This is a genomic window from Pseudomonas sp. HTZ2 (assembly GCF_033173945.1).
GTDB classification, from domain to species: domain Bacteria; phylum Pseudomonadota; class Gammaproteobacteria; order Pseudomonadales; family Pseudomonadaceae; genus Aquipseudomonas; species Aquipseudomonas guariconensis.
On the sequence record NZ_CP137332.1, the window covers coordinates 3,520,001 to 3,546,345 of the forward strand.

Annotated in this window: 21 protein-coding genes, 1 tRNA gene and 1 pseudogene; 14 read left to right on the top strand and 9 right to left on the bottom strand. The window is 63.5% G+C overall.

Features of this window, described 5'->3' with window-relative positions; genetic code table 11:
* Positions 1-52: 52 nt before the first annotated feature.
* The 3 genes from mksF to mksB are packed head-to-tail and all read right to left on the bottom strand — an operon-like array spanning position 53 to position 4,855.
* Positions 53-2,884: an Mks condensin complex protein MksF gene (gene mksF, locus R6G97_RS16305; RefSeq protein ID WP_043208481.1), complete on the bottom strand. Its 2,832-nt coding sequence runs from the start codon at positions 2,882-2,884 to the stop codon at positions 53-55.
* Positions 2,881-3,588 (bottom strand): Mks condensin complex protein MksE, encoded by a 708-nt coding sequence (gene mksE / locus R6G97_RS16310; RefSeq protein ID WP_043208483.1) that lies wholly within the window; start codon positions 3,586-3,588, stop codon positions 2,881-2,883. Before mksE ends, mksF begins: the two co-directional genes overlap by 4 nt.
* Positions 3,578-4,855 carry an Mks condensin complex protein MksB gene (gene mksB, locus R6G97_RS16315; RefSeq protein WP_043208486.1) on the bottom strand — a complete coding sequence of 426 codons (1,278 nt, stop codon included), beginning with the start codon at positions 4,853-4,855 and terminating at the stop codon, positions 3,578-3,580. The genes mksE and mksB overlap by 11 nt, the downstream gene beginning before the upstream one ends.
* A gap of 301 nt (positions 4,856-5,156) precedes the next feature.
* Here mksB and R6G97_RS16320 point away from each other — a divergent pair, with 301 nt between their 5' ends.
* From R6G97_RS16320 to R6G97_RS16335, 4 genes are all read left to right on the top strand, one after another.
* Positions 5,157-5,945: an energy transducer TonB gene (locus tag R6G97_RS16320; protein ID WP_317848159.1), complete on the top strand. Its 789-nt coding sequence runs from the start codon at positions 5,157-5,159 to the stop codon at positions 5,943-5,945.
* Positions 5,942-6,397, top strand: a complete 456-nt coding sequence (rimI, locus tag R6G97_RS16325; RefSeq protein WP_043208488.1) for a ribosomal protein S18-alanine N-acetyltransferase — start codon at positions 5,942-5,944, stop codon at positions 6,395-6,397. The genes R6G97_RS16320 and rimI overlap by 4 nt, the downstream gene beginning before the upstream one ends.
* 52 nt (positions 6,398-6,449) lie before the next feature.
* Positions 6,450-7,088, top strand: coding sequence for a carbonate dehydratase (can, locus tag R6G97_RS16330; RefSeq protein WP_070576852.1), 639 nt, complete (start codon positions 6,450-6,452; stop codon positions 7,086-7,088).
* 73 nt (positions 7,089-7,161) lie between these two features.
* A complete protein-coding gene (locus R6G97_RS16335) occupies positions 7,162-7,737 on the top strand; it encodes a D-Ala-D-Ala carboxypeptidase family metallohydrolase (protein WP_180962693.1) in 576 nt (191 codons plus the stop codon).
* Here R6G97_RS16335 and R6G97_RS16340 read toward each other — a convergent pair.
* The gene (locus tag R6G97_RS16340; protein WP_102081201.1) at positions 7,701-8,594 is read right to left on the bottom strand and encodes a LysR substrate-binding domain-containing protein; all 894 of its coding nucleotides are present in this window, start codon (positions 8,592-8,594) and stop codon (positions 7,701-7,703) included. The two genes, R6G97_RS16335 and R6G97_RS16340, sit on opposite strands and share 37 nt — an antisense overlap.
* Before the next feature lie 198 nt (positions 8,595-8,792).
* Between R6G97_RS16340 and R6G97_RS16345 the strand changes: the two genes are divergently transcribed.
* Positions 8,793-9,410 carry a LysE family translocator gene (locus tag R6G97_RS16345; RefSeq protein WP_043208491.1) on the top strand — a complete coding sequence of 206 codons (618 nt, stop codon included), beginning with the start codon at positions 8,793-8,795 and terminating at the stop codon, positions 9,408-9,410.
* Between the two features lie 70 nt (positions 9,411-9,480).
* On the opposite strand, the gene R6G97_RS16350 is transcribed toward R6G97_RS16345, so the two are convergent.
* Positions 9,481-9,557, bottom strand: a tRNA-Met gene (locus R6G97_RS16350).
* A gap of 305 nt (positions 9,558-9,862) precedes the next feature.
* Here R6G97_RS16350 and R6G97_RS16355 point away from each other — a divergent pair.
* The 5 genes from R6G97_RS16355 to R6G97_RS16375 all read left to right on the top strand — a co-directional run bounded on the left by R6G97_RS16355 (position 9,863) and on the right by R6G97_RS16375 (position 16,992).
* Positions 9,863-11,077 (top strand): MFS transporter, encoded by a 1,215-nt coding sequence (locus R6G97_RS16355; protein WP_043208494.1) that lies wholly within the window; start codon positions 9,863-9,865, stop codon positions 11,075-11,077.
* Between the two features lie 356 nt (positions 11,078-11,433).
* The gene (locus R6G97_RS16360; protein ID WP_043208496.1) at positions 11,434-12,594 is read left to right on the top strand and encodes an MFS transporter; all 1,161 of its coding nucleotides are present in this window, start codon (positions 11,434-11,436) and stop codon (positions 12,592-12,594) included.
* A gap of 162 nt (positions 12,595-12,756) precedes the next feature.
* A complete protein-coding gene (locus R6G97_RS16365; protein WP_043208497.1) occupies positions 12,757-13,383 on the top strand; it encodes a DNA-3-methyladenine glycosylase family protein in 627 nt (208 codons plus the stop codon).
* A gap of 91 nt (positions 13,384-13,474) precedes the next feature.
* Positions 13,475-14,542: a bifunctional DNA-binding transcriptional regulator/O6-methylguanine-DNA methyltransferase Ada gene (ada, locus tag R6G97_RS16370; RefSeq protein ID WP_182817152.1), complete on the top strand. Its 1,068-nt coding sequence runs from the start codon at positions 13,475-13,477 to the stop codon at positions 14,540-14,542.
* Between the two features lie 56 nt (positions 14,543-14,598).
* On the top strand, positions 14,599-16,992 hold the full coding sequence (locus R6G97_RS16375; protein ID WP_043208504.1) for a DUF3772 domain-containing protein: 2,394 nt from the start codon (positions 14,599-14,601) through the stop codon (positions 16,990-16,992).
* 130 nt (positions 16,993-17,122) lie between these two features.
* Here R6G97_RS16375 and R6G97_RS16380 read toward each other — a convergent pair whose 3' ends face one another.
* From R6G97_RS16380 to R6G97_RS16395, 4 genes and pseudogenes are all read right to left on the bottom strand, one after another.
* A complete protein-coding gene (locus R6G97_RS16380) occupies positions 17,123-18,340 on the bottom strand; it encodes a DUF3422 domain-containing protein (RefSeq protein ID WP_043208505.1) in 1,218 nt (405 codons plus the stop codon).
* A gap of 377 nt (positions 18,341-18,717) precedes the next feature.
* Complete coding sequence (locus R6G97_RS16385) at positions 18,718-20,148, bottom strand: aldehyde dehydrogenase family protein (RefSeq protein WP_317847235.1); 1,431 nt, start codon at positions 20,146-20,148, stop codon at positions 18,718-18,720.
* A 13-nt stretch (positions 20,149-20,161) separates the two neighbouring features.
* Positions 20,162-21,660: pseudogene (locus tag R6G97_RS16390) on the bottom strand (purine-cytosine permease family protein).
* A gap of 89 nt (positions 21,661-21,749) precedes the next feature.
* Entirely contained in the window at positions 21,750-22,139 is a 390-nt protein-coding gene (locus R6G97_RS16395; RefSeq protein ID WP_090345182.1) for a YybH family protein, read from the bottom strand.
* A gap of 379 nt (positions 22,140-22,518) precedes the next feature.
* Here R6G97_RS16395 and eppA point away from each other — a divergent pair, with 379 nt between their 5' ends.
* From eppA to R6G97_RS16415, 4 genes are all read left to right on the top strand, one after another.
* Positions 22,519-22,695, top strand: a complete 177-nt coding sequence (eppA, locus tag R6G97_RS16400) for an EPS-associated small membrane protein EppA (protein ID WP_167358099.1) — start codon at positions 22,519-22,521, stop codon at positions 22,693-22,695.
* A 366-nt stretch (positions 22,696-23,061) separates the two neighbouring features.
* Positions 23,062-23,619 (top strand): polysaccharide biosynthesis/export family protein, encoded by a 558-nt coding sequence (locus R6G97_RS16405; protein ID WP_043208513.1) that lies wholly within the window; start codon positions 23,062-23,064, stop codon positions 23,617-23,619.
* Positions 23,620-23,637: 18 nt separating this feature from the next.
* Positions 23,638-24,753, top strand: coding sequence for a hypothetical protein (locus R6G97_RS16410; RefSeq protein WP_043208514.1), 1,116 nt, complete (start codon positions 23,638-23,640; stop codon positions 24,751-24,753).
* Positions 24,754-24,774: 21 nt separating this feature from the next.
* A complete protein-coding gene (locus R6G97_RS16415; RefSeq protein WP_090345184.1) occupies positions 24,775-26,340 on the top strand; it encodes a GumC family protein in 1,566 nt (521 codons plus the stop codon).
* The last annotated feature ends 5 nt before the right edge of the window (positions 26,341-26,345 follow it).

Genomic DNA, 26,345 nt, shown 5'->3' on the forward strand with positions numbered 1-26,345 from the left:
GGCGCTGGCGCTAGCCTGCGAAGGGCCGCAAAAGCGGCCCCAGTTCACCGACTCAGGCCAGTTCCTCGGCCACATCCTCACGCACGATCGCCTTCACTTCATCGATACGGCTGATGAACTTCCAGTCCGCTTCGTCGATGTAGATGCCGTTCGGTCCGCTACCCCCTTCCAAGTCAATCGCGACCCGCGCCGACACCTGCGGCTTCACGCTCGCCAGAATCGGCACGAAGCCTAGCTGCTGGCTGGTTTCCAGCAGCGCTGCCTGGTTGCGTTCGTCGATGTCCGCCGCCTCGTCGAGGTAGTAGGGCAGGCGGATGCGCCCGGCCAGATCGCGATCCATCAAGTGCAGCAGCAGGTACATATTGGTCAGCGCCTTGATGGTCATGGTGGTGCCGTTGGACGCGGCGCCATCGATGTCGGCGTGGATCACCGGCTGGCTGTTGATCTTGGTGATCTCGAAGGCCAGCTCGAACAGGTCCTTCAGGCCCAGCTGGTTGTGGTTGGCCGCCACCAGCCGCGCCAGGTACTCCTTGGCCTCTTCGTTCTTGTGATCCTGCTCGGCGCTCTGGGTCAGGTCGAACACCGACAGGGTCTCGCCTTCTTCGTACTGGCCGGCGCTGTGGATGATCTGGTCGATGTGCTTGAGCGCTTCCTTGTTCGGTGCCAGGACCACGCGGAAGCTCTCCAGGTTGGACACCTGGCGCCGGTTGATCTCGCGGTTGAACAGCGCCAGTTGGTGCTCGAGGCTGTCGTAGTCACTGCGAATGTTGCGCAGAGTCCGGGCGATGTCGGTGACCGCCGCGCGACGGGCCTTGGCCAGGGTCAGGGCCTCTTCGGTGCGGTGCGAGTAGGCATTGATCAGCAGCTGCAGGCGGCGTTCCATGTCGTCTTCGCTGTCGAACTTGGCCACGCCCTTGAGGCGCACCTGGGCGTACAGCGCCTCGATCTGGTTGTCCACCCGCTGCAGCGCCTGCCAGCTGTCCTGGTAGTCGTTGAGCAGTGGCAGCAGGTTGTCCATGGAGTCGTCGACCGCTTCCATGAACGGCGTGCCGAACGGCAGGTCGGCCGGCAGCAGCTGGCGGCGGCGCAGGGCGTCGTCAAGGGTGCGTTGCTTGGCTTCGAGGTCGGCGATCTGCCGGCCGACCAGTTGCAGCTTGGCCGACAATTGCTGGACGCGTTCGGTGAAGGCGTCGCTGGAGCGCTTGAGCTCGTCCTGGGCGGCTTCCAGTTGCGCCAGTTGCTCCATCTTCTCGGGCTCTTCGGCGCTCAGGGTTTCGCTGCGGCGGAAGTCTTCCAGGGCCTTCTGGGCGTCGAGCACCTGTTGGTACAGGGCCTCGGTCTGGGCCTTGCTCGCGTTGCGGTCGGCGGCGACTGCCTGCTGGGTCTTGAGCTGCTTGAGTTCTTTTTCCAGGCGCTCCTTCTGGTCGCGCAAGGCGGCGCGGTCGGCCAGGGCCTGCAGGGCCGGCGGGTCGATGTGCGAAAGGTCGATGGACAGGCCAGGCGCCTCGAAGCGCTCGCCCTTGAAGCTGTCGAGCACTGCTTCGAGGGTCTTGACCCAGACATCGCTGTCGTCCAGCTCGATGCCCCGATCGCCCAGCGGCAGGCTGAACAGCGCACCGTTGAACAGGCGCATCAGGCGGTCGACATCCTGCTGGGAAAACTCCTCGCGCAGGCGGGCGTAGCTGTTGTTGTCGGCGTGATCGAGCTGCTGCTTGACCTGCTTTAGGCGTTTTTCCAGATCGCGCACGCGCTCGTCGAGGTCCTCGGCGGAGAACTGACGCGACTGGGCCAGGGCGCCGGCCAATTCGTCGTGGGCATCCTTGGCGGCCAGCAGTTGCTGCTCCAGGACCTTGGCATCTTCGACCAAGGCGAAGCGATGCTTGAGTACCGACAGCTCGCCAAGCCAGCGCTGGATGCCGGTGATCTCGCGCTCCAGTCGCATCAGCTCCTGGGTACCACCGCGTTGGTCGTTCTGCAGGCGGTCCTGTTCGCTGCGGTAGTGCTCGGCCTGGATGACCAGTTCTTCCTTGCGCGCCATGGCGTATTCCTGCCAGGTGCCCAGCAGGTTGTCGAGCAGGGGCGAGAGGCGGTGCAGCTTTCCGCGCAGGATGTCGCGCTGGGCCACGCCGCCGGCCAGGGCCTCGACCAGCGGGCCTGCGGCGACCAGGGCATTGTAGTCCTGCTCCATGCGGCGCACGTCGCGGAAGGCTTCCTCGCAGGCGGCGATGTAATCGACGCTGCCCGAGCGCAGGCTGTGCTCGAAGGCATCGAGGAACAGCTGCTTGAGCTTGGCTGCGGTGATCTCGCGCATGTGCAGCAGGTTGATGAACAGCGAGCGGAAGGTCTTCAGGCTCTGTTCGCTGGTCGAGCGCAGCGGGATCAGGGTCAGGTCCAGCGGCACCGACGTATGACCGCCGACCAGCAGTCGGCGCAGTTCGTCGGGCTTGAGTTCGTAGGCCTTCAGGCCGTGCTGCTCGAGGTTGGTGAACAGCTCCTTCTGGCGCAGGCAGGTGTCGTTCTTCTGGTAGTGCGCCAGGTCCAGCTGTCCCTGGTAGGCAAAGAACTGGTGGCCGAAACCACCCCCTGGGCCGCGGCCGACCACACCGATCACGTGGGGGCCGTGGGGCAGGTTCAGCTCGCAGAGGATATAGCTGGTGTCGCTGGCGAAGTAGAACCGGCGCGACTGCTCCAGGCTGTACTTGCCGAAGCTCATGTCGGACATGCGCGCCAGGATCGGGAACTGCAGGGCGTTGATCGAGGCGGATTTACCGAGGTTGTTGGCACCATAGACCGACAGCGGCTGCTCCAGAGGGAACAGTCCCAGGCTGTAGCCGGCGGTGTTGAGCAGTGCGAAGCGGCGAATACCGTAGCGTTCCTGGCTCATGCGTCAATCTCCTGTTGCTCTTCGCGGATGGCTCGGGCGAGGGCTTCTTCCTCGCTCTCCTCGCTGTCGAACGGCGACAGGTCGAGCGGATCGTCGGTGCGGTTGAGTTCTTCCGGGCTTTCTTCTTCGACCAGTACCGGCGTTGGCAACGGCAGGTCGCTGTGCAGACTGGCAGCCAGATCCCGGTCCTGCTGGACCGACAGGCACACATCCAGGAAGCGGTGCATCGGCGGCAGGAAGCGGTAGATGCCGCCTTCCTCGTGGGCAAAACCCAGCTGGGTCATGCGGCGCAGGATCTTTTCTTCCAGCTCGTCGACGGTCTGCACTTCGGCCTGGATGAACAGGTCGCGGTACTTTTCCAGCAGCGAAGGCAGCTCATCGCGGCCAATGCTGCCGCCGTCAAGCACGGCCATTGGATCGCGGCCCTGGTCGGCCAGGTGCTCGACCAGGATGAAGGTGAACAGCGACAATCGCTGGGCGGTCTTGTTGACCTGCGCGGCGGCCTGCTCGGGCACGAAGTAGTAGAACCCGCGGGTATCGCACACCAGTTCGAAGCCCAGGGCCTTGAACAGGGTGCGGTACTGGTCCTGGAAGTTCGACAACTGGGCATACAGCTCAGGGTCGCGGCGGCTGATGTGAAAACCTTTGAACAGCTCGCGGAAGATGGGGGCGAGCTGGGACAGTTCGGAAAGATCAAGATGCATTGGCTGGGCTCGCGTTGGATTCAGGCGTGGTTTCGCGGCTGGAGGTCAGGGCGAAGGAGCGCAGGCTGACCAGGTGCTCGCGGGTGGTGTACTCGCGGCGGTCCAGGCGTTCGCGGCTAAAGCGCTTCTCCCGCGACAGGCGCGAGAACCAGTACAGCAATTCGTCGGTGGCGCCTTCGGGCTCCTGCTCGAGCAGCCAGACCATCAGATCCGGCAGGGGCAAGGCGTCCTCGCAGCGCTCGAGCATTTCCTTGACCGTGCGCGGAGCGCGGGGCAGCGGGCCCTTCTGGCTCTTGTGCGCCTTGGGGAAGCGCGCCGGCTTGGGCTCGAAGCGGGCCAAGGCATACACATAGGCCTCGACCTGGCTGGCGCTGCCGAGGAACGTGCTCTGCGGGCGGGTGAACATCGGCATGGCCGCATGCGGCACCGCATCGATGCCTTTGCGTCGGATCACCGAGAGGGCCAGGGCCGCGCCACGGGTGACCGCGTTGTGCCGGCGCGCTTCTTCGCGCAGCGGCAGCAGCAGCTCACGGGCATGGCGCAGGGTGAGCTGGGCGCTGGTCTGCATCTCGAGGATGCGCGCATGGGTGCGCAGCAACATGTCGTCGTCGACCAGATGGCCCAGGCGCGCCTGCTCGCCCAGCAGGCGCAGCAGCACGGTTTCGACCTTGCGCACGCCTTGTTCGAAAGCGCCGTCGGCATTGACCAGTTGGATCATCGGCTCGACGTATTCGTCCCAAGTCGCCAGGACTTCGGCGTAACGTTGGCGCAGAGGGATCTGGCGGTTGCTGGTCTTGGCCCGTTCGGCCACGGCGACCAGCGCCTGCTCGTCGTTGTCGAGTTTCTTGAGGACATCGCGCACGCGCATGTCGAGCAGGCGTAGTTGGCGCGCCAGGTCGTCGCTGTCGCGGTTGTCGAAGGCGTCCTGGATGTGCCCGGCCAGGCGCTCCAGGTGGCGCAGGTAGGCCTCGATCTCAAGGCACAGGCCCAGGCGGTGCTCGCGGCGCAGGTAGGCGAGGAAGTCGTGGATCTGGGCGTTGAGCTCGAAGCGGTTCGGGCTCTTGGCCACCGGCACCAGGATATCCAGGCGTATCCATACGTCCAGCAGCTGGGTGATGTCCTGCGGCGTACTTTCCACCTGCTGCCGGGCAAGCTGCTGGCGCAGTTCGACCAGGCTCAGGGTGCCCTGGTCGAAACGCTCGCACAGCGGCTCGATCAGGGCCCAGTGTTCGGCTAGGGCGCGCAGGACGCGCTTGGGTTCGATCATTGGCGGGTCGACTCGTTGCCAAATAAAAGGGGCGATTGTACTGCATCCGGGGGGGAGGATTTCACCCCTTGGTCTGTAATCGGGATGGCCCCAAGCCTTGCAGGGAATTGCCTGGCCTCTTCGCGGGCAAGCCCGCTCTCGCCTGGTCCAGTGGTGCGCTCAGCAACACCGCTGTATCCGTGGACGCGGGTTTGCCTGCGGATGGGGAAGCAAACAACAAATTTCCGCCGACCAGTTGCGGCACTTGCTGGGCAACGGCGTTAGAATGGCCGACTGTTTTCGTTCCCCGGATGCCTGTGCCTTGCTGACCGAGCCCCGCCGCCGCGCTTACCTATCCGCCATGCAAGTGGTGCATTGGCTGCCGCGCGCCGAACTGCCGTTCGCCGCACCGTCGCGTCCGGAGCTGTTGGCGCCTTTGGCGCCGGTCGAGGACTTCGAAATCGACGTGCGGGCCTCGGTGCCATCGTCCGAGCAGGCGCCAGCCGCGCCGCTGGCCCGCTCGGCGGAACGACCGAAGATCGAGATCCCCCGACCTGGCAGCGCTCCCAAGCCCGCCAGCAAACCGGTCGAAGTCGAGGAGCAGGCGCCGGCACCCCGGCCAGTGCCTGTGCCGCCGCCGCGTTTCGCCCTGCAATTGCTGCGTGCCGGCAGTTGCCTGCTGTTGGTGGAGCTGGCCACCGGCCAGCCGTTCCAGAGCCGTGACCCGTCTTACTTGCTGCTCAAGGACATGCTGCGCGCCGCCGGCCTGCCCGATGCGCCGCAGATCATCGGCGAGCCGGTGCGCTGGCCGCTGCTGGTACGCGGCAACATGGACCAAGGCCCAGAGGCTGCGCGCGACTTCGTCCAAGGGTTCATTCAGGCTCGCCTGGAAGAGGCGCCCTGCACCTGCCTGTGGCTGGTCGGCCTGCCAGCCGTGCGCTTTGCCGGCCAAGCCGACAGCGAGGCCTACTACCAAGAACTGAAGGTCGAGGGCCTGGGCGATGCCTGGGCCTTGCCGGGCCTTGAACTGTTGATGGACGAGCCGCAACGCAAGGCGGACGTCTGGCAAGCGATGCGCCGGCTGATGGCGCGCTGGAAGAGCGTTGAATGAGTGACTCGATCAGTTTCCGCCGAATGACCGAGGCGGATCTGGATGCCGTGCTTAAGATCGAATATGCCGCGTTCAGTCATCCCTGGACCCGCGGGATCTTTCAGGATGCGCTCAAATCCTACGAAGTGTGGCTGATGTTCGACGGGCAGCAGCAGGTGGGGCATGGCGTGATCAACGTGATCATCGACGAAGCCCACTTGCTCAACATCACCGTCAAGCCCGAGAACCAGGGACGCGGGCTGGGCCTGCGCTTGCTCGAGCACCTGATGGCGCGGGCCTATCAGCTCAATGGTCGCGAATGTTTCCTGGAGGTGCGCGCCAGCAACCAGTCGGCCTATCGTTTGTACGAGCGCTACGGATTCAACGAAATCGGCCGGCGCCGGGACTACTATCCGGTCGCCGGCGGCCGCGAAGACGCCCTGGTGATGGCCTGCACCCTGCTCGAAGAGTGACCTTGCAGGAGCAGGTCGTGTCACACAGCCATACCCTGATGAGGCAACGACCATGCATGACCTGCAGGAACTGATCGACAACAATGAGCGCTGGGCCGATGCGATCAAGCAGCGCGACCCGGATTTCTTCGCCAAGCTGGCCCGCCAGCAAACCCCCGAATTCCTCTGGATCGGCTGCTCCGATGCCCGCGTGCCGGCCAACGAGATTGTTGGCATGCTGCCGGGCGATCTGTTCGTGCATCGCAATGTCGCCAACGTGGTGCTGCACACCGACCTGAACTGCCTGTCGGTGATCCAGTACGCGGTCGAGGTGCTCAAGGTCAAGCACATCCTGGTCACCGGCCACTACGGCTGCGGCGGGGTGCGGGCGGCCATGCAGGACCGCCAGCTGGGCCTGATCGATGGCTGGCTGCGCTCGATCCGCGACCTGTATTACGAAAAGCGCGGCGAGCTGGCCAAGCTGGAGAGCGAAGAGGCCAGGGTCGATCGGCTGTGCGAGCTCAATGTCATCCAGCAGGTCGCCAACGTGGCTCATACCAGCATCGTGCAGAACGCCTGGCATCGCGGACAGGAGCTGTCGATTCATGGCTGTATCTATGGCATCAAGGATGGTCGCTGGAAGAGCCTGGACACCACCATCAGCGGCTTTGCCCAGTTGCCGCCTCAATATCGCCTGCGGCCTCTTGAGTAGCTCGTGTCTCAATAGCGCGGGGCCCGTGCTTTACTCGGTGTAGGGACGAGCACAGGAGTGGTAGATGAAAGGCATGACGCTGCTGGCATTGGCGGCAAGTCTGGTGATGGGCGCCCATGCTCGCGCCGATGATCGAGACCTGTGGATGTTCGCCCAATGGGCGGGTGACCACGAGACGCGTGCCTTCCGCCAGATGCTGGTGGATGCACGCCTTTATGGTGTAGTGCCGATCCATCAACTGCTGCGCTCGGCCTCGGACTGGCGCCTGTGCCAGGCCTCGCCCTTCGCCGTGCCGCCGGCCGCCCAATGGCCCCAGGTGCGATCCACCTTGGCGCTGCTCAAGACCCTTGATGAACAAGGCATCCTGCGTCAGTTCGAAGTGGTCTCGGCCTATCGCGATCCGCGCCTGAACGCCTGTGCGGGCGGCGCGCCGGGTAGCGCTCACACGCGGGCTTTCGCGGTCGACGTGCTGCTGCCGGCGTGGTCAGATCCCAATCCGCTTTGCCGCTTCTGGCAGCAGCACGGCCAGGCCTGGAACATGGGGCTGGGGCGCTACCCGACTGGGCGCATTCATCTGGATACCGCAGGGTTTCGGACTTGGGGTGGCGACGGTCACTCGGGCTCGTCGTTCTGTATCAAGCCCAAGTGAGCCAGGCAGCTGTGGCACTCCTGAACCACCCACGTCGCGAAGCGCTGGCGCTTGTCACCGGCCTCCAAGGGGCGGGGGCTGAGCAGGTGATAGGCAGAGCCATCACGCAGGAAGCCAAACGGCGCCTGAAGCTGTCCGCTGTCGAGCTCGTCGCGAACCATCAAGGCTGAAGCGATCGCCAGGCCCAGGCCCGCGCTGGCGGCCTGTATCGACAGATAGAAATGCTCGAAGTCGCTACGCTCGGTCTCTCGGGCCTGTCTACCGTCCAGGCGCAGCCAAGTGCTCCAGGCGTTGGGGCGGGTGGCGCTGTGCAGCAGCCGTTGGCCTTCGAGGCTGCCTCCCAGGTTGGGTTGGCAGACCGGGCCGATCCATTCGTCGCAGATCTTCAAGCTGTGCAGCTGTCGGTCCCAATGGAAGTCGTCACGCCGCAGGGCCAGGTCGACACCCGCTCGTGCGAAATCCAGCGGGCCGCCAGCGGCCACCAGGTGCAGTTGCAGGTCAGGGTGGGTGGCGTGGAAGCGGGGCAGGCGCGGAATCAACCAGCGCATGGCGATGGTCGGCTCGCACGACAACACCAGGACGTTATCGCGCTCCTGGGTTTGCAGGCGCTGCACCGTGCCTTCCAGTTGTTCGAAGATCGATTGGGTGGTGCTGTGCAGTGTCCGGCCGGCAGCGGTGAGGAAGATCGCCCGGTTGCGCCGTTCGAACAGTTCGATGCCAAGGCTCTCCTCCAGCAGTCGCACCTGGCGGCTGACCGCACCATGGGTCACATGCAGGCGCTCGGCGGCGCGCACGAAGCTTTCGGTTTCGGCGGCGATGTCGAAGTAACGAAAAGCGGTAAGTGGGGGCAGTTTCATGATCGTGTCGGCGCGACAGCCCTGTGGGAGTGGGTTCGCCCGCGAAGGGAATCCTGTGTTTTCAAGAGCGAGTTCGCTCTCGAATCCGTGAAAGAAACTAGCGGATTTGTCGCACTATAAATCGATTTTTGCCTGTGGATAAGCCCTCGATAATTGGCGCTTCTGTGTATTTTCATCGCCTATCGAGGAGTTTTTTTTGTGAATGAACTGATCGCTGTCGCCCTGTTCACTGTGCTGGCTGTCATCAGCCCGGGCGCTGACTTCGCCATGGTCACCCGCAGCAGTTATGCGCAAGGGCGCAAGGCAGGACTTGCCGCTGCCATCGGCATCGCATTGGGGGTGCAGGTGCATGTGCTGTACACCGTCCTGGGTATTGCCGTGATCATCAGCCAGAGCCCGGTGTTGTTCATGGCGATGAAGGTGGTGGGGGCGGGCTACCTGATCTACCTGGGCTACAAGTCGCTGACCAACACCTCACGCATCTGCCTCGATGGCCTTGCGCAGGACGGCCAGGCGAGCACGTTGCAGGCGTTGCGCACGGGCTTTCTGACCAATGCGCTGAATCCCAAGACCATGCTGTTCGTCGTCAGCGCCTATACCCAGGTCGTGCAACCGGGTAGCCCGTTAGCCCTGGACTTTGTCTATGGTGCGTTCATGTCCTTTGCCCATTGGCTGTGGTTCAGCCTGGTGGCGGTGTTCTTTTCCAGTGCGGTATTGCGCAAGGCAATGATCGAGCGGCAGGTGATGGTCGATCGGGTGATCGGCGTAGCCTTGATCGGGCTGGGCGTCGCGGTGGTGGCGGCGGGGGTGCGATGAGTGATAGAGCTGGCGCGACTTTTCGCGGGCAAAGAAAAAGGGCTTATCTTTCGATAAGCCCTTTTCAATATGGTGGCTACACAGGGACTTGAACCCCGGACACCGGCATTATGAATGCCGTGCTCTAACCGACTGAGCTATGTAGCCAAGTGGCGCGCATTATTCGCCTGAAACGCGATTGTGTCAACACTCATTTCAAAAAAAATTTACGCGCTTTCAATCGCTTAGCCAGAAAGCCCTGAATCCGCGCATCACCAGACAATGGCCGAGCACCTTGACCAGGCGCGAATGCTGTTCGCCAGCCAAGCGTGCTGCGCGCTGTGTGGGGTGTCGATGGTGAAGTCATCACTGACGCGCCGCTGGAGAGATTGTGGCGACAATATAAAAAGGTAGCTATCTATCTACTTATTTCCGGATAATCGGATCCCAAATTCGCGGACGGAATACCTGCTATGGCCATCAGCAGCGCCCAGACTTCCACTGCCGCCAGCGCGACGGCCCAAGCCAACCCGCTGGTGATGCGCATCATCGCCTTCTGCGCTTTGGCGCATCTGATCAACGACTTGATCCAGTCGGTGTTGCCAGCCATCTACCCCATGCTCAAGGCGAACTATGACCTGAGCTTTGCCCAGATCGGCCTGATCACCCTGACCTTCCAGGTCACTGCCTCGCTACTGCAACCTTGGGTGGGCTTTTTCACCGACCGGCGACCGACGCCGAACCTGTTGCCTCTGGGCACGGTGTGCACGTTGGTGGGGATCGTGATGCTGGCGTTCGTCGGCAGCTTTCCGATGATTCTCCTGGCCTCGGCGTTGGTAGGCATCGGCTCGTCGACCTTCCATCCGGAAACCTCGCGGATCGCCCGTCTGGCCTCGGGCGGACGGTTTGGCCTGGCCCAGTCGACGTTCCAGGTTGGCGGCAATGCCGGCTCTGCCTTCGGCCCGTTGCTAGCGGCGGCGATCGTCATTCCCTTCGGCCAGACCCACGTGGCCTGGTTCGGACTGGCCGGATTGTTCTTCTTCGCCGTGACCTTGCTGCTGCGCCGCTGGTACACCGGGCACCTCAACCAGTTCAAGGCGCGCAAGGCCGTACAGGCCAGCCATGGCATCTCCCGCCAGCGAGTGATCCTGGCGCTGGTGGTACTGGGCCTGTTGGTGTTCTCCAAGTACTTCTACATGGCCAGCTTCACCAGTTACTTCACTTTCTACCTGATCGAGAAGTTCGACCTGTCGGTGGCCAGCTCCCAGTTGCACCTGTTCCTGTTCCTCGGCGCAGTGGCCGCCGGGACCTTCTTTGGCGGGCCGATCGGTGATCGCATCGGGCGCAAAGCGGTGATTTGGTTCTCCATCCTGGGCGTGGCGCCATTCACCCTGGTGCTGCCCTATGCCGATCTGTTCTGGACCACCGTGCTCAGTGTCGTGATCGGCTTCATCCTCGCGTCAGCCTTCTCCGCGATCGTGGTGTACGCCCAGGAACTGGTGCCTGGGAGTGTCGGCATGATTGCCGGGATCTTCTTTGGCCTGATGTTCGGGTTCGGGGGCATTGGGGCGGCGTTGCTCGGGTATCTGGCTGACTTGCGGGGAATCGAGTACGTGTACGGGTTGTGTTCGTACCTGCCGTTGTTCGGCCTGCTGGCGGTGTTCTTGCCGTCCACCAGCAAGCGCTGATGTCGTTGGGACCGCCTGGCGGTCCCGAGATTGACGAGTCGGCGGCCGTTGGCCTAGAGTGCCGGCTCTTTTCTTTCCACGTAGTCGATGCAATGCGCTGTTCCCTGAGTTCTCGCCTTGTTCGCCAGCCTGCTTTCCAGGCTGCACGTCGCACGTGGCCGAGCGACACGGTGCTCAAGCGTCGACGCAGCGTGCTGTTCGCCTTCACTTTCTCGCCACACCTTGCCCTGATCTGATCCGCGCTTACCTGCGCCGCGCCTTTGCGGTGCGCGTCTGCGCTTGCATCTGTTTTCAGTGATTTTTCCAGCCGACCGGGCCCCCATGGGGGCTGCCTGGCGGCGCGCAAGGAGTGGTACATGAACATGCGTTTACTGGCGGGCCTGTTGTTCGCCGTGTCAGTGGTGGGCTTCAGCCTCGGAGCGAGCCTGCCGCTGGTGTCGTTACGCCTTCACGAGGCGGGGGCCAGCACCCTTGAAATTGGCATCATCTCGGCCATTCCGGCGGCAGGAATGATGCTCTCGGCGTTCATGGTCGATGCCTGCTGCCGGCACCTGACCCGGCGCACCATCTACCTGTTCTGCTTTAGCCTGTGCACCCTGAGCATCGCCTTGCTGGAGTGGTCGTTCGCCTCGATCTGGTACCTGGCGCTGCTGCGCCTGGCGTTGGGGGTTGGCATGGGAATCGCGATCATCCTGGGTGAATCTTGGGTCAACGAGCTGTGCCCGGATCACAACCGCGGCAAGATCATGGCGCTGTACGCCACCAGCTTCACCGGCTTCCAGGTGCTGGGCCCGGCGATGCTGGCGCTGGTCGGTGCCAATAGCCCCTGGGTCACCGGCGTGGTGACGGCCTGTTACGGCCTGGCCCTGTTGTGCATCCTGCTGACGGTGCCCAAGGATCATGTGGAACACGGCGAGGAGGGCGAAAAGAGTTTCACCCTCGCCGGCTTCTTCCGCGTGGCACCAGCGCTGTGCGTGGCGGTGTTGTTCTTTTCCTTCTTCGATGCCGTGGTGCTGTCGTTGCTGCCGGTGTACGCCAGCAGTCATGGCTTTGCGGTGGGCGTGGCGGCGCTGATGGTGACGGTGGTGTTCGCCGGCGACATGATCTTCCAGTTGCCCCTGGGCTGGCTGGCCGACCGGGTCGAGCGCACCGGGTTGCATTTGGTGTGCGGGGTAGTGGCGATGTCGATCGGCATAGGTCTGCCGTGGCTGTTGCAGGCAACCTGGTTGCTCTGGCCGATGCTGGTGCTGCTGGGGGCAGTGGCCGGTGGCATCTACACCTTGGCGCTGGTGCTGATCGGCCAGCGCTTCAAGGGCCAGGACCTGGTCACCGCAAACGCCAGTGTCGGCTTGCTATGGGGTGTCGGCAGCCTGGTCGGGCCGCTGGTCAGCGGCGCGGCGATGGATGTGGCGCCCCATGGGTTGCCGATGGCGCTGGCGCTGATGGCGGGTCTGTTCGTGTGCTTTGCCCGGCAGTCGTATCGTCGGGCGGCCAGGCTGCGGGCTGTGACAGACTGACGCCAAGGCGCTGCCAATATCGGTCTGTTCGCAGGCATTTCGCGAAGAAGGCGCCACGGAGCAAGACCATTGAAAGCGGAATTACCCGCGCAAGATCCGTCGTTTAGCCGGTGAGCGATTGGTCTAAGCTGGGTGTTTTCCGCTCCCTGGAGGGCACTGCGCATGATCCACGCCGACCTCTCGCCCGCGGCCTACCGTGAAGCCACGGATTATCTGGCCGCTCTGGACCCGGACTGGGCCCGGCATATCGACACCATCGGCCCTTGCCTGCACAGCGCTGCGCCCGAGCGTGAACCCTTCGAAGCGCTGGTGCGGGCGGTGGCCTATCAGCAACTGCATGCCAGGGCAGCCGAGGCGATCCTGGCGCGGATGCTGGCCTTGTTTCCTGATGCCGCATTCCCCGAACCTGAGCAGCTGTTGGCGACACCGCCTGAGGTGCTGCGCGGCTGTGGCTTTTCTGCGAGCAAGCTGGCGACCGTGCAGGGTATCGCCCAGGCGCGCCTGGACGGTATCGTGCCCAGCCGCGAGCAGGCCATGACCTTGACCGATGACGCACTGATCGAACGGTTGGTCAGCCTGCGCGGTGTTGGCCGTTGGACGGTGGAGATGCTCCTGATCTATTGCCTGGAGCGCTCTGACATCCTGCCGGTGGACGACTTCGGCGTACGGGAGGGTTACCGGCGGCTCAAGGGCATGGACAAGGCCCCGACCCCCGCGCAGTTGCGTTCGTTGGGTGGGGTATGGAGCCCGTATCGGACGGTGGCGTCCTGGTATCTGTGGCGGGCTTGAACCGATGACGCACAGATTGCTCGGCAAGAATCGGAGTGCCACGCTCCAAGCACCCTGTCAGGCTTGAACCATCCGCAGCCAGGAGATGCCCATGAAGCCTGCCTCGACTTACCTCACCGATACCGACCGCTGGCACGCTGTGCAGGCGCGCGACGCTGCGGCCTGCGGTCATTTCGTCTATGCCGTGCGCACCACGGGGGTCTATTGCCAACCGGGTTGCAAGTCGCGGCTGGCCAAGCGCGAGAACGTCGAGTTCTTCGCCGATGGCGGGGCTGCCGAGGCGGCCGGTTATCGTGCTTGCCGACGCTGCACCGAGGCCAAGGCCGAGCAGGTTGCGCGACGCACTGAGCTGGTTGCTCGTGCCTGTCGCTTGATCGAGGCCAGCGACACCGCACCCAACCTCGAGCAACTGGGTGAGCAACTGGCACTGAGCCCGTTCCACCTGCATCGCCTGTTCAAGGCTGAAACCGGCCTTACGCCCAAGGCCTACGCCTCGGCCTTCCGCGCCCGTCGCCTGCGCGAGCGGCTCGATGATCAAGGCAGTTCCGTGACCGACGCGATCTATGACGCCGGTTACAACTCCAACAGCCGATTCTATGAAAGCGCAGGCCAACGCCTGGGCATGCGCCCGCGCGAGTACCGCGCCGGCGGGGCGGGGGCGAGGATCCGATTCGCCATTGGCCAATGTTCTCTGGGGGCGATCCTGGTGGCCCAGAGCGAGCGCGGCATCTGCGCCATTCTGTTGGGCGACGACCCGGAGCAGCTGTTGCGCGAGTTGCAGGATCAATTTCGCAATGCGCAGTTGATCGGCGGTGATGCCGGCTTCGAGCAATTGGTTGCGGTGGTGGTGGGCTTTGTCGAGCAGCCGGCACTAGGGCTGGCCTTGCCGCTGGATGTGCAGGGCACGGCCTTTCAGGAGCGGGTCTGGCAGGCGCTGCGTGAGGTGCCGCTGGGCAGCCGGGTCAGCTATACCGACATCGCCCAGCGCATCGGCGCGCCCAAGGCCGTGCGTGCGGTGGCCCAGGCCTGCGCGGCCAACCACCTGGCCGTGGCGATCCCCTGCCATCGGGTGGTGCGCCGCGATGGTGACCTCAGTGGCTACCGGTGGGGTGTCGAGCGCAAGCGGCAATTGCTGGAGCGAGAAACGGCACTCACGTGATCATCAGGAGCAGCGTAGAATTCCCGCCCAATCGAGCTTGTAAATAGGGGAATTCGATGGGGCGACTCAGCCATTGCCGTTTTTACGTGGGAATCCTCGCCTTGTTGCTGTGGGTGGCGACACCGGCCTGGTCGGCATCCGTCGGGCCGTTGAGCCTGGACGAACTGCCGGTGCTGGACGAAAACGCCAGCCTGAAGCAACTGACTGATCGGCTTGATCAGGTTCGCCAGGAACTGACCAGCGAAGCCAACGACGACCTGCTGTCACAGTTGCGTCAGGCCGCCTTGCAGGTGCAGCGCCAAGCGGACGCCTTGAGCGCCCAGCGTACGACCGATGTCGAGCGTCTGGACGACCAGCTCAAGGTCCTTGGCCCAGTATTGCCGGATGAAGCCGAGAGCATCACGCGTCAGCGCAAGCAGCTCAGTGACGAGAAAAAGCAGGTGCTGGCCGAGCAACAGCAGGCCATCAAGCTGACCCAGTCGGCGCGCGACCTGGCTACGCAGATCGTCAACCTGCGCCGCAGCCAGTTCAACTCCCAGGTCACCACCCGTGCTGCCAGCCCCTTGAGTCCGGCGTTCTGGTCGAGCCTGATCCGGCCGACCGACGAAGATGTCGCCCGCCTGCGCGATCTGCGTGGCGAGGCGACTGACGCTGTGGCCAGCGCCTTCAGTGCCGATCACCGCTGGTTGTTCATTGGCAGCCTGGCGGCCGCGCTGTTGGTCTGGACCTGGGTACGCCGCTTGCTCGAGCGCTTGCTGGCCAATGCCATGGTCCGCTGGTTGCCCGAGGGCCGCCTGCGTCGCAGCGCCTTGGCCTTGAGTGTCAGTCTGGCGACCTTGAGCACCATCGGCGGCTCGGTGTCGTTGGTGCGTTGGGGCCTGGAGAACAGCGCCGAGCTGGGCAATGACATTGCCAGCTTGACCAACCACATTCTGGCGCTGGTGGTGTTCAGTGCCTTCATTGCTGGCCTTGGCCGCGCCATGCTGATGCTCCAGCGTCCGTCCTGGCGACTGCCGCCGATTCCGGATGAAGTGGCCAGCGCCCTCGGCTGGTTCCCCAAGCTCCTGGCGCTGGCGTTGATGGTGCTGCTGACCCAGGAGCGCATCAACAGCGTGATCGGTACCAGCCTCGCGCTCACCGTGGCCACCAATGGCCTGACCGCGCTGGTGGTGTCGCTGATCTTCGTCGCAGCGCTGGTGCGCTATCGTCGTGCCCGCAAGCAGCATCAGCTGGAACGGGCACCTGGGCTTGCGGGGCTGATCCCGTTCGTGATCGTGGTGTGGGTCGCGTTGGTCCTGCTGGCGCTGCTCACCGGTTACCTGACCCTGGCTTATTTCCTCACCGCCAAGCTGCTTTGGGTCAGCGTGGTGGGCACCTGCGCCTACCTGCTGGTCACGGTGTTTGGCGATCTGTGCGAAACCTTGCTCTCGCCACGCCAGCCTGGTGGCCTGGCCCTGGCCGCTGCGCTGGGGCTGCAGCAGCGCCACCAGGCCCAGGCCAGCACGATCCTGGCAGGGATCGGCCGCACCTTCTTGTTGTTTGTCGCCGGCCTGCTGGTGCTCATGCCGTCGGGCACCAGCCCGGGCGAGCTGCTGCAGAGCCTGGCGGACTGGGATGACACCGGCGGCAAGCTGCTGGGCAACCTGAACATCGTGCCCCAGGACATCCTGCTGGCCGTGGCCATGTTCCTGGGCGGTCTGTTCGCCATTCGTGTGGTCAAGCGCTGGCTGAGCGAGCGCCTGCTGCCGGAGACGGACATGGATGCCGGCATGCGTGCCTCCCTGGTGACCTTGGTCGGCTACCTGGGCTTCCTGTTCCTGGCCATGCTGGTGATGACGACCCTGCGCATCAACCTCACCAGCCTCACCTGGGTAGTCAGTGCCCTGTCGGTGGGTATCGGTTTTGGCTTGCAGCAGATCGTGCAGAACTTCATCTCCGGCTTGATCCTGCTCACTGAGCGTCCGGTCAAAGTAGGTGACTGGGTGAGCCTGGCCGGTGTGGAAGGGGATATCCGCCGGATCAACGTGCGAGCCACGGAAATCCAGATGTCAGACCGCTCCACGGTGATCGTGCCCAACTCCCAGTTCATTTCGCAGAACGTGCGCAACGTCACCATGGGCAATGCCCTGGGTGTGGTCGGCATCACCCTGACCTTGCCGCTGGAAACCGATGCGAACAAAGTGCGCGAACTGCTGCTGACGGCCTTCCGCGAACATGAGTCGATCCTCGATGCGCCGGCCTCGTCGGTGACCTTCAAGGACCTCACCACCAGCGGTATGGTGCTCAGCGTCAGCGGCTATGTGGCCAGCCCCCGCCAGGTGTCGGGCGCGCGCAGCGACCTGTTGTTCACGGTGCTGGGGCGTCTGCGCGACGAGGGCATCGCACTGTCGTCGCCGCAGAGCATGGTGCTGTTGCAGGACAATGCACGGCCAGCGGACGGAGCTGTGTGAGGCCCATCGCGGGCACCCCGGTGCTTTTGAGCGAAGCGTAAATCCTGGAGTTGCCCGCGAAGCCGACGGCTCGGTCGTTCAGACCGGCGTTGTCGGTGTTCGTGGAATAGAGGCGTAAGCACCATCAGGCTCAATGCTGCTTCGCCCGCCGGATCCGCAACAGGATCATCCCCAGCAGCAGAATCACCGGCACCGCCATTCCCAGCAACGCCTCGCGCGCCGTCAGCCCAGCCCCCAGCACGTTCAGCCCGCCATACAGCAGCTTGAACAGGTTCAACAGGTAGTAGGTGATGGCGATGATCGACAGCCCTTCCACGGCCCGCTGGATCTTCACCTGGGCGTCAGCGCGGGCATTGAGGCTGCGCAGGATCTCGGCGTTCTGTTCTTCCATCTCCACTTGCACCCGAGCCTGCAGTAGGTCGCCCAGGTTGGCCACGTTCTTGGCCAATTGTTCCAGGCGTTGCTCGGTGGCCGCGCAGTAACGCACGGTCGGCTTGAAACGCCGCTCGATGAACACCCCTAGACGCTGGCAGTCGCCCACATGGCTTTCGCGCAGCTCCCCCAGGCGCTCGAACACCAGCTGTGCATAGGCCTGGGTCGCGCCGAAGCGATGACGGGTCTTGACCGTGCGGCTGACCACCTGGCGCGAGAGGTGGGCAATGGCTTCGAGCAGGGCTTTGGAGTCCTGGCCGTCGACGCTGGCACTGCGTTCGGAGAGGCTCACCAGGGTCCGGTCAAAGGCATCGAGCTCCTGGCTCAACGTCTTGGCCGTGGTGAGTGTCAGCGAAGCCATCATACGGTAGGTCTCGATCTCCAGCAGGCGCCGGATCATGCGACCTTGGCGGTAGGCATTGAGCCGCCGGTTGACGAATAGCAGGCGGTTGGTGCCGTCTTCGGTCAGGCGAAAATCGCTCCACACCACCGCATCACCGCCCCCGACGCAGGAGCCGCAGGGGTCCTTGAAACCGTACCGTGTCAGGTCCAGGTCCTGCTCGCCACGCACCAGCACCTGTACGGCATTGATCACTTGCGCCGCCTGCGGCGCGACGGCCTCGGCCAGGACCTGGGGCAGCCCCTGCCAGCCGGCATCGTGGGCGGCGCAGGGCACCACCAGCGTCAGGGTGAAGAACTCGGCGTGGCGCTCCCATTTGAACGGATGGCCCTCCAGCCGGGTGATGCCTTGGGCGGCCTCGGTGTCGAGTGCATCCGGGCAACAGCGCTGCAGCAAGGCCTGGCAGTCGGCCTCATCGCCCAGCAGTGCCAGGTGATGGACATGGGCAGGCTCGTTGAAATACAGCGAAGGTCGGGCGTGCAGTTCGTTGTGCAGGGCGGTGCGTTGCGGGTGCATGGGAGGTCTGGCCTGGTGTTGTGATTGTTGGGCTACCAGGGGTGGGACTCTTTCATTTTAGATAAAAGTCACCAGAGGCACAGAAATGTGCCGGCGGGTTGTGGGACCCGCTCGCTGCGTAACGTCATTGTGGCGACCGATCGCTTGCAGGATGCAATCGAACGAGCTCTGGTCGCGTCTGAAAGAGTGGGTTGCGTTGCGTCTGTCGTTCATCCGCGTACCGAGCGGCTTGAGCAGTTCTACGCAAACTATGCGGGGTTCAGGCACTGTCCTGATCTGTCACCCAAGACGATGATGCTGGCGCTTCGGTAGCCAGTGCCTTATTTGTGAAAGCCCCTTGTGACAGCCGTCAGCAAGGGGCTTTTCGTCTCCGGCTATCAGCCCAGGCAACGCGTCACATGCTTGACCGACTGATACGCCGACAAGCCCCACGGCCCGAGTTCACGGCCGATGCCGCTGCCCTTGGTTCCGCCCCAGGACGTCTCGACGAATACCGCCTGGACCGAGTTGATCCACACGTGCCCGACCTCCAGCACATCGGCCACACGTTCGGCGCGTTCGAGGTCGGCGCTGCAGACCGTGGCGACCAGGCCGAAGCGGCTGTCGTTGGCCTGGGCGATGGCTTGGTCTTCAGTGGCGAAGCGGCGGGCGCAAAGCACCGGGCCGAAGATTTCCTCGCTCCACAGGCGGCTGGATTCGGGCACGTCCACGTACAGGGTGGGGCTGACGAACCAGCCGTCACGGTCCAGTACCTGGCCGCCGGTCAGGCAGTGCAGGCCTTCTTCGCGCGCGGTAGCGAAGTAGCCGGCGACCTTCAGCCATTGCGCCTGGCTGGTCAGTGGGCCCATGGCCACCTCCTCGGTCAGCGGATTGCCCACCTGCATCTGCTCCAGGGCTGCCTGCAGACGTGGCAGCAGAGCATCGGCGATGCCGTCCTGCACGAGCAGGCGGGAGGTGGCCGAGCACATCTGGCCGGCGTTCCAGGTGATGCCTGCGACGATCCACTCCACTGCTTGGTCCACGTCACAGTCATCGAACACCACGATCGCCGACTTGCCCCCAAGCTCCAGGGTCACCGGCCGGCATTGGGCTGCGGCGGCGCGCATCACTTGGCTGCCGACGCCATTGCTGCCGGTGAACGACAGCTTGTCCAGGCCGTTGTGGCCACTCAGGGCGGCGCCGGTCTCGGCCTTGCCGTTGACGATGTTCAGCACACCGGCAGGCAGGTTCAAGGCCTCGGCAATCTGGCCGTAGGCCTGTTCGATCAGCGGGGTGACTTCCGAGGGTTTGAGCACCACGGTGCAGCCTGCGGCCAGCGCTGGGGCGAGTTTCCAGGCGCTGGTCACCAGAGGGAAGTTCCACGGCACGATCAGGCCGACCACGCCTACCGGCTCCAGGCGGGTGCGGGCGGTGAAGCCTGGGGCGGCCAGGGGCACGACGCGGTTCTTCTCGGGCAGTTGCTCGGCAAGGTCTGCGTAGTAGCCGAAAGTGGCGATGGCATCGTCCAGGTCGATCTCGGCTTCGTGGCGCGGCTTGCCGTTGTTGCGCATCTGCAGAGTGATCAACGCCTCGCGGCGTTGGCCGAGTTGATCGGCGAAGCCACGCAACAGTGCGGCGCGGGTGGCCGGGCTGGTGGTTTTCCAGGCAGGCAGGGCGCGGCGGGCGGCGGCCACGGCTTGGTCGACCTGAGCAGCGCTGGCCGACATCAGTTCGGCGAACGGCTGGCCCAGCGAAGGGTCATGCACGACGATGCAGTCGTTGCCTTGGCCTTCGACCCAGTGGCCATCGATGTAGTGAGGTGCGGTCATGATCGGATTCCAGTCAGGCGATTTCGGCGGAGGTTACCGGCGTGCGCGGCGCGCTTTTGCAGCGCACCCAGCGCGGGCCGTTCGGGCCATAGACGCCGGCAGGTTCAGGGAACAGATTGAGCAGGATCAGGTACAGCACGCCCGCCAAGCCCAAGGTGACTGGCAGGCTCAGGTCGATACCGCCGGCCAGTTCACCCAGGGGGCCGACGAACTGTCCGGGCAGGTTGACGAAGCATAGGCCCACCGCCGCGCTGGGGATCCAGGCGCCCATGCCGCGCCAATTCCAGCCATGCAGGAACCAGTAATGGCCGCCGCGTTGGCCCCGGGTGAACACTTGCAGGTCATCGGCGTGGTAGAAGCCGCGGCGTGTGATCAGGCCGAGGATCATGATCACCATCCAGGGGCTGGTGCAGGTAATGATCAGCACGGCGAAGGTCGACACGCTCTGCACCAGGTTGAGGTGAAGCGGCCAATGAAGATGAAGGCGATGGCAGCGACCCCGATCAGCAGGGTGGCGCCGGCGCGGCTGAGCAGGCGCGGGAAGACGCTGGACATGTCCAGACCTGTGCCGTACAGCGCTGTGGTGCCGGTGGACATGCCGCCGATCACCGCGATCAGGCATACTGGCAGGAAGAACCAGCTCGGCGAGATCGCCAGCAGGCCGCCGACATAGTTGTTGGCCGCGATGTAGTCCGGTGCCTGGGTGGCGACCAGGGTCGCGGTGCACAGGCCGAACAGGAACGGGATCAGCGTCGCCAGCTGGGCAGCGATCACCGCCAGCATGATGCGCGCCTTGGGCGTCTGGCGTGGGATGTAGCGCGACCAGTCGCCAAGGAAAGCGCCGAACGAGACCGGATTGCTCATCGCCAGTATCGCCGCGCCCACGAATGCCGCCCAGAAGCCTGGCTGACCGAGATTGACGCTGCCAGCGAAGTTGAGGTCGAAGGGGCCGGCGAAGGCGAGGATGCCTAGCAGGAACAGCAGGCTCGACGCCCATACCGCGATCTTGTTGACCCACAGCATGAAGCGGAAGCCAAAGATGCACACCACCAATACCAGCACCGCGAACAGGCCATAGGCCAGGCCCAGGGTCAGGTCGGTTTCCGGCACCCCGACCAGGCGCTTGGCGCCGCCGACCAAGGCGTCGCCCGAGCTCCACACCGACAGGGAAAAGAACGCTACAGCGGTGAGCAGCGACAGGAACGAGCCGACGATGCGCCCATGCACGCCGAAGTGCGCACCTGACGACACCGCGTTGTTGGTGCCGTTGAGCGCGCCGAACAGGCCCATGGGCGCGAGGATCAGGGCGCCGACCCCGACGCCGAGCAGGATCGCCCAGACACCGGCCTGGAACGACAGGCCGAACAGCACCGGGAAGCTGCCCAGCACCGCGGTGGCGAAGGTATTGGCACCGCCGAATATCAGGCGGAACAGGTCCAGCGGGGAGGCGTCGCGTTGATCGTCGGGGATCTGTTCGACGCCGTTGGTCTCGATACCGGTCGATTGACTCATGGCAAGGCTCCAGCGCGCATGTTGTAGGTCGTCGCGGGGCGCGACCCTATTGTGGTTGCGTTGGCAGTGCGGCAAGGCCGCGGAAAAGGTCAGGCGTCGGAGACGACCGACAGGTGCTCGTGGCAGGCCAGCCAGCCTTCGTCCTGGCGGCGGAAGACGATGGTTTCGCGTTCGGCGAGCGAGTGCTCCTGGCCTGCGATGCGGATGCGGGTGGCCACATCGTGCATGAAGATCGCTACGTCGCCCTGCAGGCTCACGTGCTGATTGCTGGACTGACACGCCAGCACGGCGAAGCCTTCGGCTTGCCATTGGGCCCACAGGTGCTCATAGGCCCGGCGCGACAGCAGCGGCTGCGCCAGGGTATGGAAGAGGAAGGTGGCGTCTTCGCTGAAACAGGCGAAATAGCGAGCGGTATCGTTGCTGGCGAAAGCGGCGACGAGGTCGGCGGCGGCCTGGCGTACCTGGAGGGTCTGGTCCACAGCAGTGGCCTCACGGTTATTGTGATTGTGGTGCAGCGATTCTGGTGAGCCTTGGCGGGGGGAAAAATCGCTGGGGATAAATAATCAGTTCAGGAATTTGTGAACCAAGTCATCCAAGGGGGGGCGGCCGCTGTGACGTTTTCCAGAACCTTGGAGTTTCCACACAGTCAGCGACGGCCGTTGCAACGCTGCTGAAACAGTGCGCGTTTTTTAGCCACAGAATGGTTGTCGAGATTTTGACGAGGCAGGGGAGGGGCCATTGAGATTTATCATGGTGGCGGTCTATTGACGTAGTGTCATGGTGCCCCATACTCAAGCCATATAAAAAGAAAGCTGTTTCTCAATTAAACAGTTTCAATCCTCTTTCAGGGAGGGGATCATGCGCTCGACACTGATCATCAAGTCGATTTTCTTGTTGGTGCTGATGAGTGGCGCAGCTGGCGCTGCGGATTCCTACATCAGCAAGGCGAGTGTAGTGCCTGCCGCGACGGCGGGATGGCTATTTTCCTTTGCGGTGATTGGGTTTATCGCCCTCGCCAACCGATCGAAAATATAGTGAAAGTTATTCGCTTTTCTGTGCATTAACACCTTGGTTTTAATGCGTACGTTTTAAACATTGGCGTGCGGTGTATTGCCCTGCGCCGATAAGTGAAAACGATGTGAAAGTTCCTGGAAGAACCGCGTTTTATCAGGACGGAGCAACGGCTTGTGGAATCCCATGCCGTTGCTATATTCCACTTGTCGGCGCCCCCCAGCGGACGCCGCGGGAGCAGGAAGCTTCGTCGATGTGTTTCATCGCGGAAACATCCTCCAGGACGGTCGAGGCGATTGCGGTCGGTACTTGTTTTACGGCAAAGGCGAGCGTTTTCGCCCCGTTCTATTGTGTAGCGCTGGGCATGGCTACTTGACCGGAGGGATCCCGATGTTCCGTTTCCTGATCTCCACACTCTGCGCACTGATGCTCCTGCCTTCGGCGGCCAATGCCACCGAGCCGAATGCGGCCTACCTGCTGAGCCCTGGCGATGTAATCCTGGTCTCGGTCTGGCAGGAAGAAAACCTTCGCCAGGAGGTGAAGGTGCTTCCCGATGGCAGCATCACCTTCCCGCTTGCCGGGCGCGTCGACGTCGCCGGCCTCGATGCCAGCACGGTCGCCCAGAAGATTGCCAAGAAACTCGAGCAGTACCTGCCCGAGCCGAATGTCAGCGTGGTCGTCACCAGCATCGCCGGCAACCTCGTTTATGTGCAGGGCAAGGTGCTCAAGCCCGGCCCGGTGCTGATGGAAGGCCCCATGGCGGTGTTGCAGGCCCTGAGCATGTCCGGTGGCCTGGACAAGTTCGCCGATGAAGGCTCCATCAAAGTGATCCGGCGCAAGGGTGAGAGCCAGCAAGTGCTGCCCGTGCGCTACCGGGACCTGGTTTCCGGACGTGACATGACCACCAATTTCCAACTGCAGGCCGGCGATACGCTGGTCGTTCCTTGATCCTGCTCTGAGCCTATCGTGTCTGTATTGAAAACTTCCCGGGTCGCCGCGGCGATCCTGATTCTTCCTTGCCCGGCCGTGGTCCAGGCAGCGCTCTGGCACACGTCGGTCGCCGTACCCATGACCGTCGAACATGACAGCAACCCGTTGCTGCTGACCTCTCAGGAGAAAGCAGTGACCAGCACCTACCTCGATCCGGAAGTCGGCCTGCTGGGCACTTTCGATCGCGATCAGTTCGACTTCGGTCTGGGGGCTCATGTGTTGCGCTCATCCGATCGCAACATCCTCGACAACCGCGAGGACCCTCGCGTGCGGCTGGGGTGGCAACGCGATTACGACAAAGGCCGTTATGGCCTGGTGGGGACCTACGTCGAGAGTTCGACGCTGTCCAGTGCGGTACTCGAAACCGGCGTGGTCACCACCGACGGTACGCAGAAGCTCTACACCCTGACCGGCAACTGGAGCCGGCAGCTCAGCGAGCGAGGCCTTCTGGAAAACGAGACCTCGTACGACGACGCCAGCTACGACGTGTCCACGCTGATCGGCTACAAGGAATACGCCAACCGGTTGAGCTACACCTATGCCTGGACCGAGCGCACCGACCTGTTCACCCGGTTCATCTACCGGCGTTACGAACCGGATGATCGCGATGCGGCGATCGCCTCGAACAGCTACACGCCAGTGATCGGCATGACGCACCAGTTCACCGAACGCCTGGAGGGGAGCGTGAACGTCGGCGTCAACGAAGTCTCCGGTGACGGCGGTGGACGCAAGGGGCAGGGCGGCGTGTCGTTGCGCTATCGGGGCGAGCGCATGGACGCCAACGTCGCCGCCGACCGCAGTTCGGTGGCCAGCGGTCAGGGTGGGTTTTCCGAGATCGACACGTTGCGCGGCTCCTGGAGCTACCTGGTCGCCGACACCGATCGGGTCGGGTTCGATGCCAGCTGGCAGGACAGCAAAGGGCAAACGCCCAACAAATTATGGTCGGTTGGCGCCTGGGCCAGTCGAGAGCTCTCGCCATTTTGGGTAGCGCGCCTATCCTTGGTGTACAGAGAGCGCCAGCAAGACAACCTGCCAGATGCCACCGGCACCATTATCGGACTGAGCTTGACCTATAGATTTCCCGACTACTGATTTTTCAGCGGTGTGGTGACTATGAAATCTGAATACGAGCTGTCGATCAGGGACTACATCTCCATCATCAAGGATCGTGCACTGGTGCTGGCGATTGTCATCGTGGTGATCCTCGCGGCGACCGTGGCGGTCGCCGTGGCGGTGCCGCCGGTCTACCAGTCGACCGGGACTATCCTGGTGGAGTCCCAGCAGATATCTCCGGATCTGGTCGCCAACAACAACAACAGCTTTGCCGACGAACGCATCGAGGTGATCCGCCAGCGGGTGATGACCCGCGAAAACCTGCTGCGGATCATCGACAAGTACGGGCTGTTTTCCAGCAAGGCCCGCCAGCTCAGTGACGCCGACAAGGTCGAGCTGATGCGCACCGCGATCTTGGTCGAGACCTTGAGTACCTTCATAAAAGGGCGTGGCGAGGCCACGGTCGCCTTCAATGTGTCCTTCGAACACAAGCAGCCGGAGGTGGCCAGGGAGGTCGCCAACGAGCTGGTGACCTTGTTCCTCAACGAGAACATCAAGCAGCGTACCGAGCGCGCCAGTGAGACCACCGAGTTCCTCAGCCAGGAAGCGGACAAGCTGGGCGCCGAACTGCAGAGCCTCGAGAACCAGTTGGCCGACTTCAAACAAGCGCATGCCAACGCACTGCCGGAACACCAGACCCTGCGCATGAACATGCTGTCGCGCTCGGAGATGGAGTTCAGGGAAATCGATCGTGACTACAAGGCCGCCCAAGAGGAGTTGCGCTACCTGGACTTGGAACTGGCCGGGGCCAAGGCCGGCGTGCCTAGCACACTCGATGGCGGCAGGCCTCGTACGGCGGAGCCGCCGCAGGATCTGGCCAGCCTGCAGGCCGAGTACACCCAGTTGCTCTCCCGCTACAAGGAAGCGCACCCCGACGTACGTGCGGTCAAACGCAAGATCGACGCCTTGAAAGCCGGCGGCGGCGCCGGTGGCATTGGCGTCGAGGGTAACCTGGACGTGGCCAAGGTACGCACCCGCATGGCCGCGGCGCAGGAGCGCGTTGCCTCGCTGGCCCAGCAAAAGCGCGACATGTCGCAGAAGATCAACGCCTACGAGGCCGAGATCCTTGAGGCACCCCAGGTCGAGCGTGGCCTGGTCAACCTGATGCGCGACCACGACAACGCCCGCAAGAAGTACGAAGAGATTCGTGCCAAGCAAATGGCGGCGAAGATTTCCGAAAGCCTGGAGCAGGAGAACAAGGCCGAGCGCTTCGTGCTCCTGGAGCCGCCGATGTTGCCGGAAAAACCGGTGAAGCCTAATCGCAAGAAGATCGTCGCGCTGGGCTTCGTTCTGGCCCCGGCCGGCGGTGGCGCACTGGTGATGGTGCTGGAAATGCTCAACCAGCGCGTGCGCGGTGTGGGGGCCCTGGAAAGCATCGTGGGCAAGCGGGTCCTGGTCAGCATTCCGCATATCCCGACCCAGGCCGAGCTTGCGCAGCGGCGGCGTTGGCGCGTGTGGCTGGTGGTCTCGATCCTGGCACTGGCGGTGCTAGGGGTGGTGTTGCTGCACTTCTTCTATATGCCGTTTGACCTCTTGCTGATGAAGGCCATGAGTCGGTTCGGATAGGGACA

Bases quoted from the DNA above. Each gene is read 5' to 3' on its own strand.
- mksF (WP_043208481.1), bottom strand. From the start codon at position 2,884: ATGAGCCAGGAACGCTACGGTATTCGCCGCTTCGCACTGCTCAACACC.
- mksE (WP_043208483.1), bottom strand. From the start codon at position 3,588: ATGCATCTTGATCTTTCCGAACTGTCCCAGCTCGCCCCCATCTTCCGC.
- mksB (WP_043208486.1), bottom strand. From the start codon at position 4,855: ATGATCGAACCCAAGCGCGTCCTGCGCGCCCTAGCCGAACACTGGGCC.
- rimI (WP_043208488.1), top strand. From the start codon at position 5,942: ATGAGTGACTCGATCAGTTTCCGCCGAATGACCGAGGCGGATCTGGAT.
- can (WP_070576852.1), top strand. From the start codon at position 6,450: ATGCATGACCTGCAGGAACTGATCGACAACAATGAGCGCTGGGCCGAT.
- R6G97_RS16335 (WP_180962693.1), top strand. From the start codon at position 7,162: ATGACGCTGCTGGCATTGGCGGCAAGTCTGGTGATGGGCGCCCATGCT.
- R6G97_RS16340 (WP_102081201.1), bottom strand. From the start codon at position 8,594: ATGAAACTGCCCCCACTTACCGCTTTTCGTTACTTCGACATCGCCGCC.
- R6G97_RS16355 (WP_043208494.1), top strand. From the start codon at position 9,863: ATGGCCATCAGCAGCGCCCAGACTTCCACTGCCGCCAGCGCGACGGCC.
- R6G97_RS16360 (WP_043208496.1), top strand. From the start codon at position 11,434: ATGAACATGCGTTTACTGGCGGGCCTGTTGTTCGCCGTGTCAGTGGTG.
- R6G97_RS16365 (WP_043208497.1), top strand. From the start codon at position 12,757: ATGATCCACGCCGACCTCTCGCCCGCGGCCTACCGTGAAGCCACGGAT.
- ada (WP_182817152.1), top strand. From the start codon at position 13,475: ATGAAGCCTGCCTCGACTTACCTCACCGATACCGACCGCTGGCACGCT.
- R6G97_RS16375 (WP_043208504.1), top strand. From the start codon at position 14,599: ATGGGGCGACTCAGCCATTGCCGTTTTTACGTGGGAATCCTCGCCTTG.
- R6G97_RS16380 (WP_043208505.1), bottom strand. From the start codon at position 18,340: ATGCACCCGCAACGCACCGCCCTGCACAACGAACTGCACGCCCGACCT.
- R6G97_RS16385 (WP_317847235.1), bottom strand. From the start codon at position 20,148: ATGACCGCACCTCACTACATCGATGGCCACTGGGTCGAAGGCCAAGGC.
- eppA (WP_167358099.1), top strand. From the start codon at position 22,519: ATGCGCTCGACACTGATCATCAAGTCGATTTTCTTGTTGGTGCTGATG.
- R6G97_RS16405 (WP_043208513.1), top strand. From the start codon at position 23,062: ATGTTCCGTTTCCTGATCTCCACACTCTGCGCACTGATGCTCCTGCCT.
- R6G97_RS16415 (WP_090345184.1), top strand. From the start codon at position 24,775: ATGAAATCTGAATACGAGCTGTCGATCAGGGACTACATCTCCATCATC.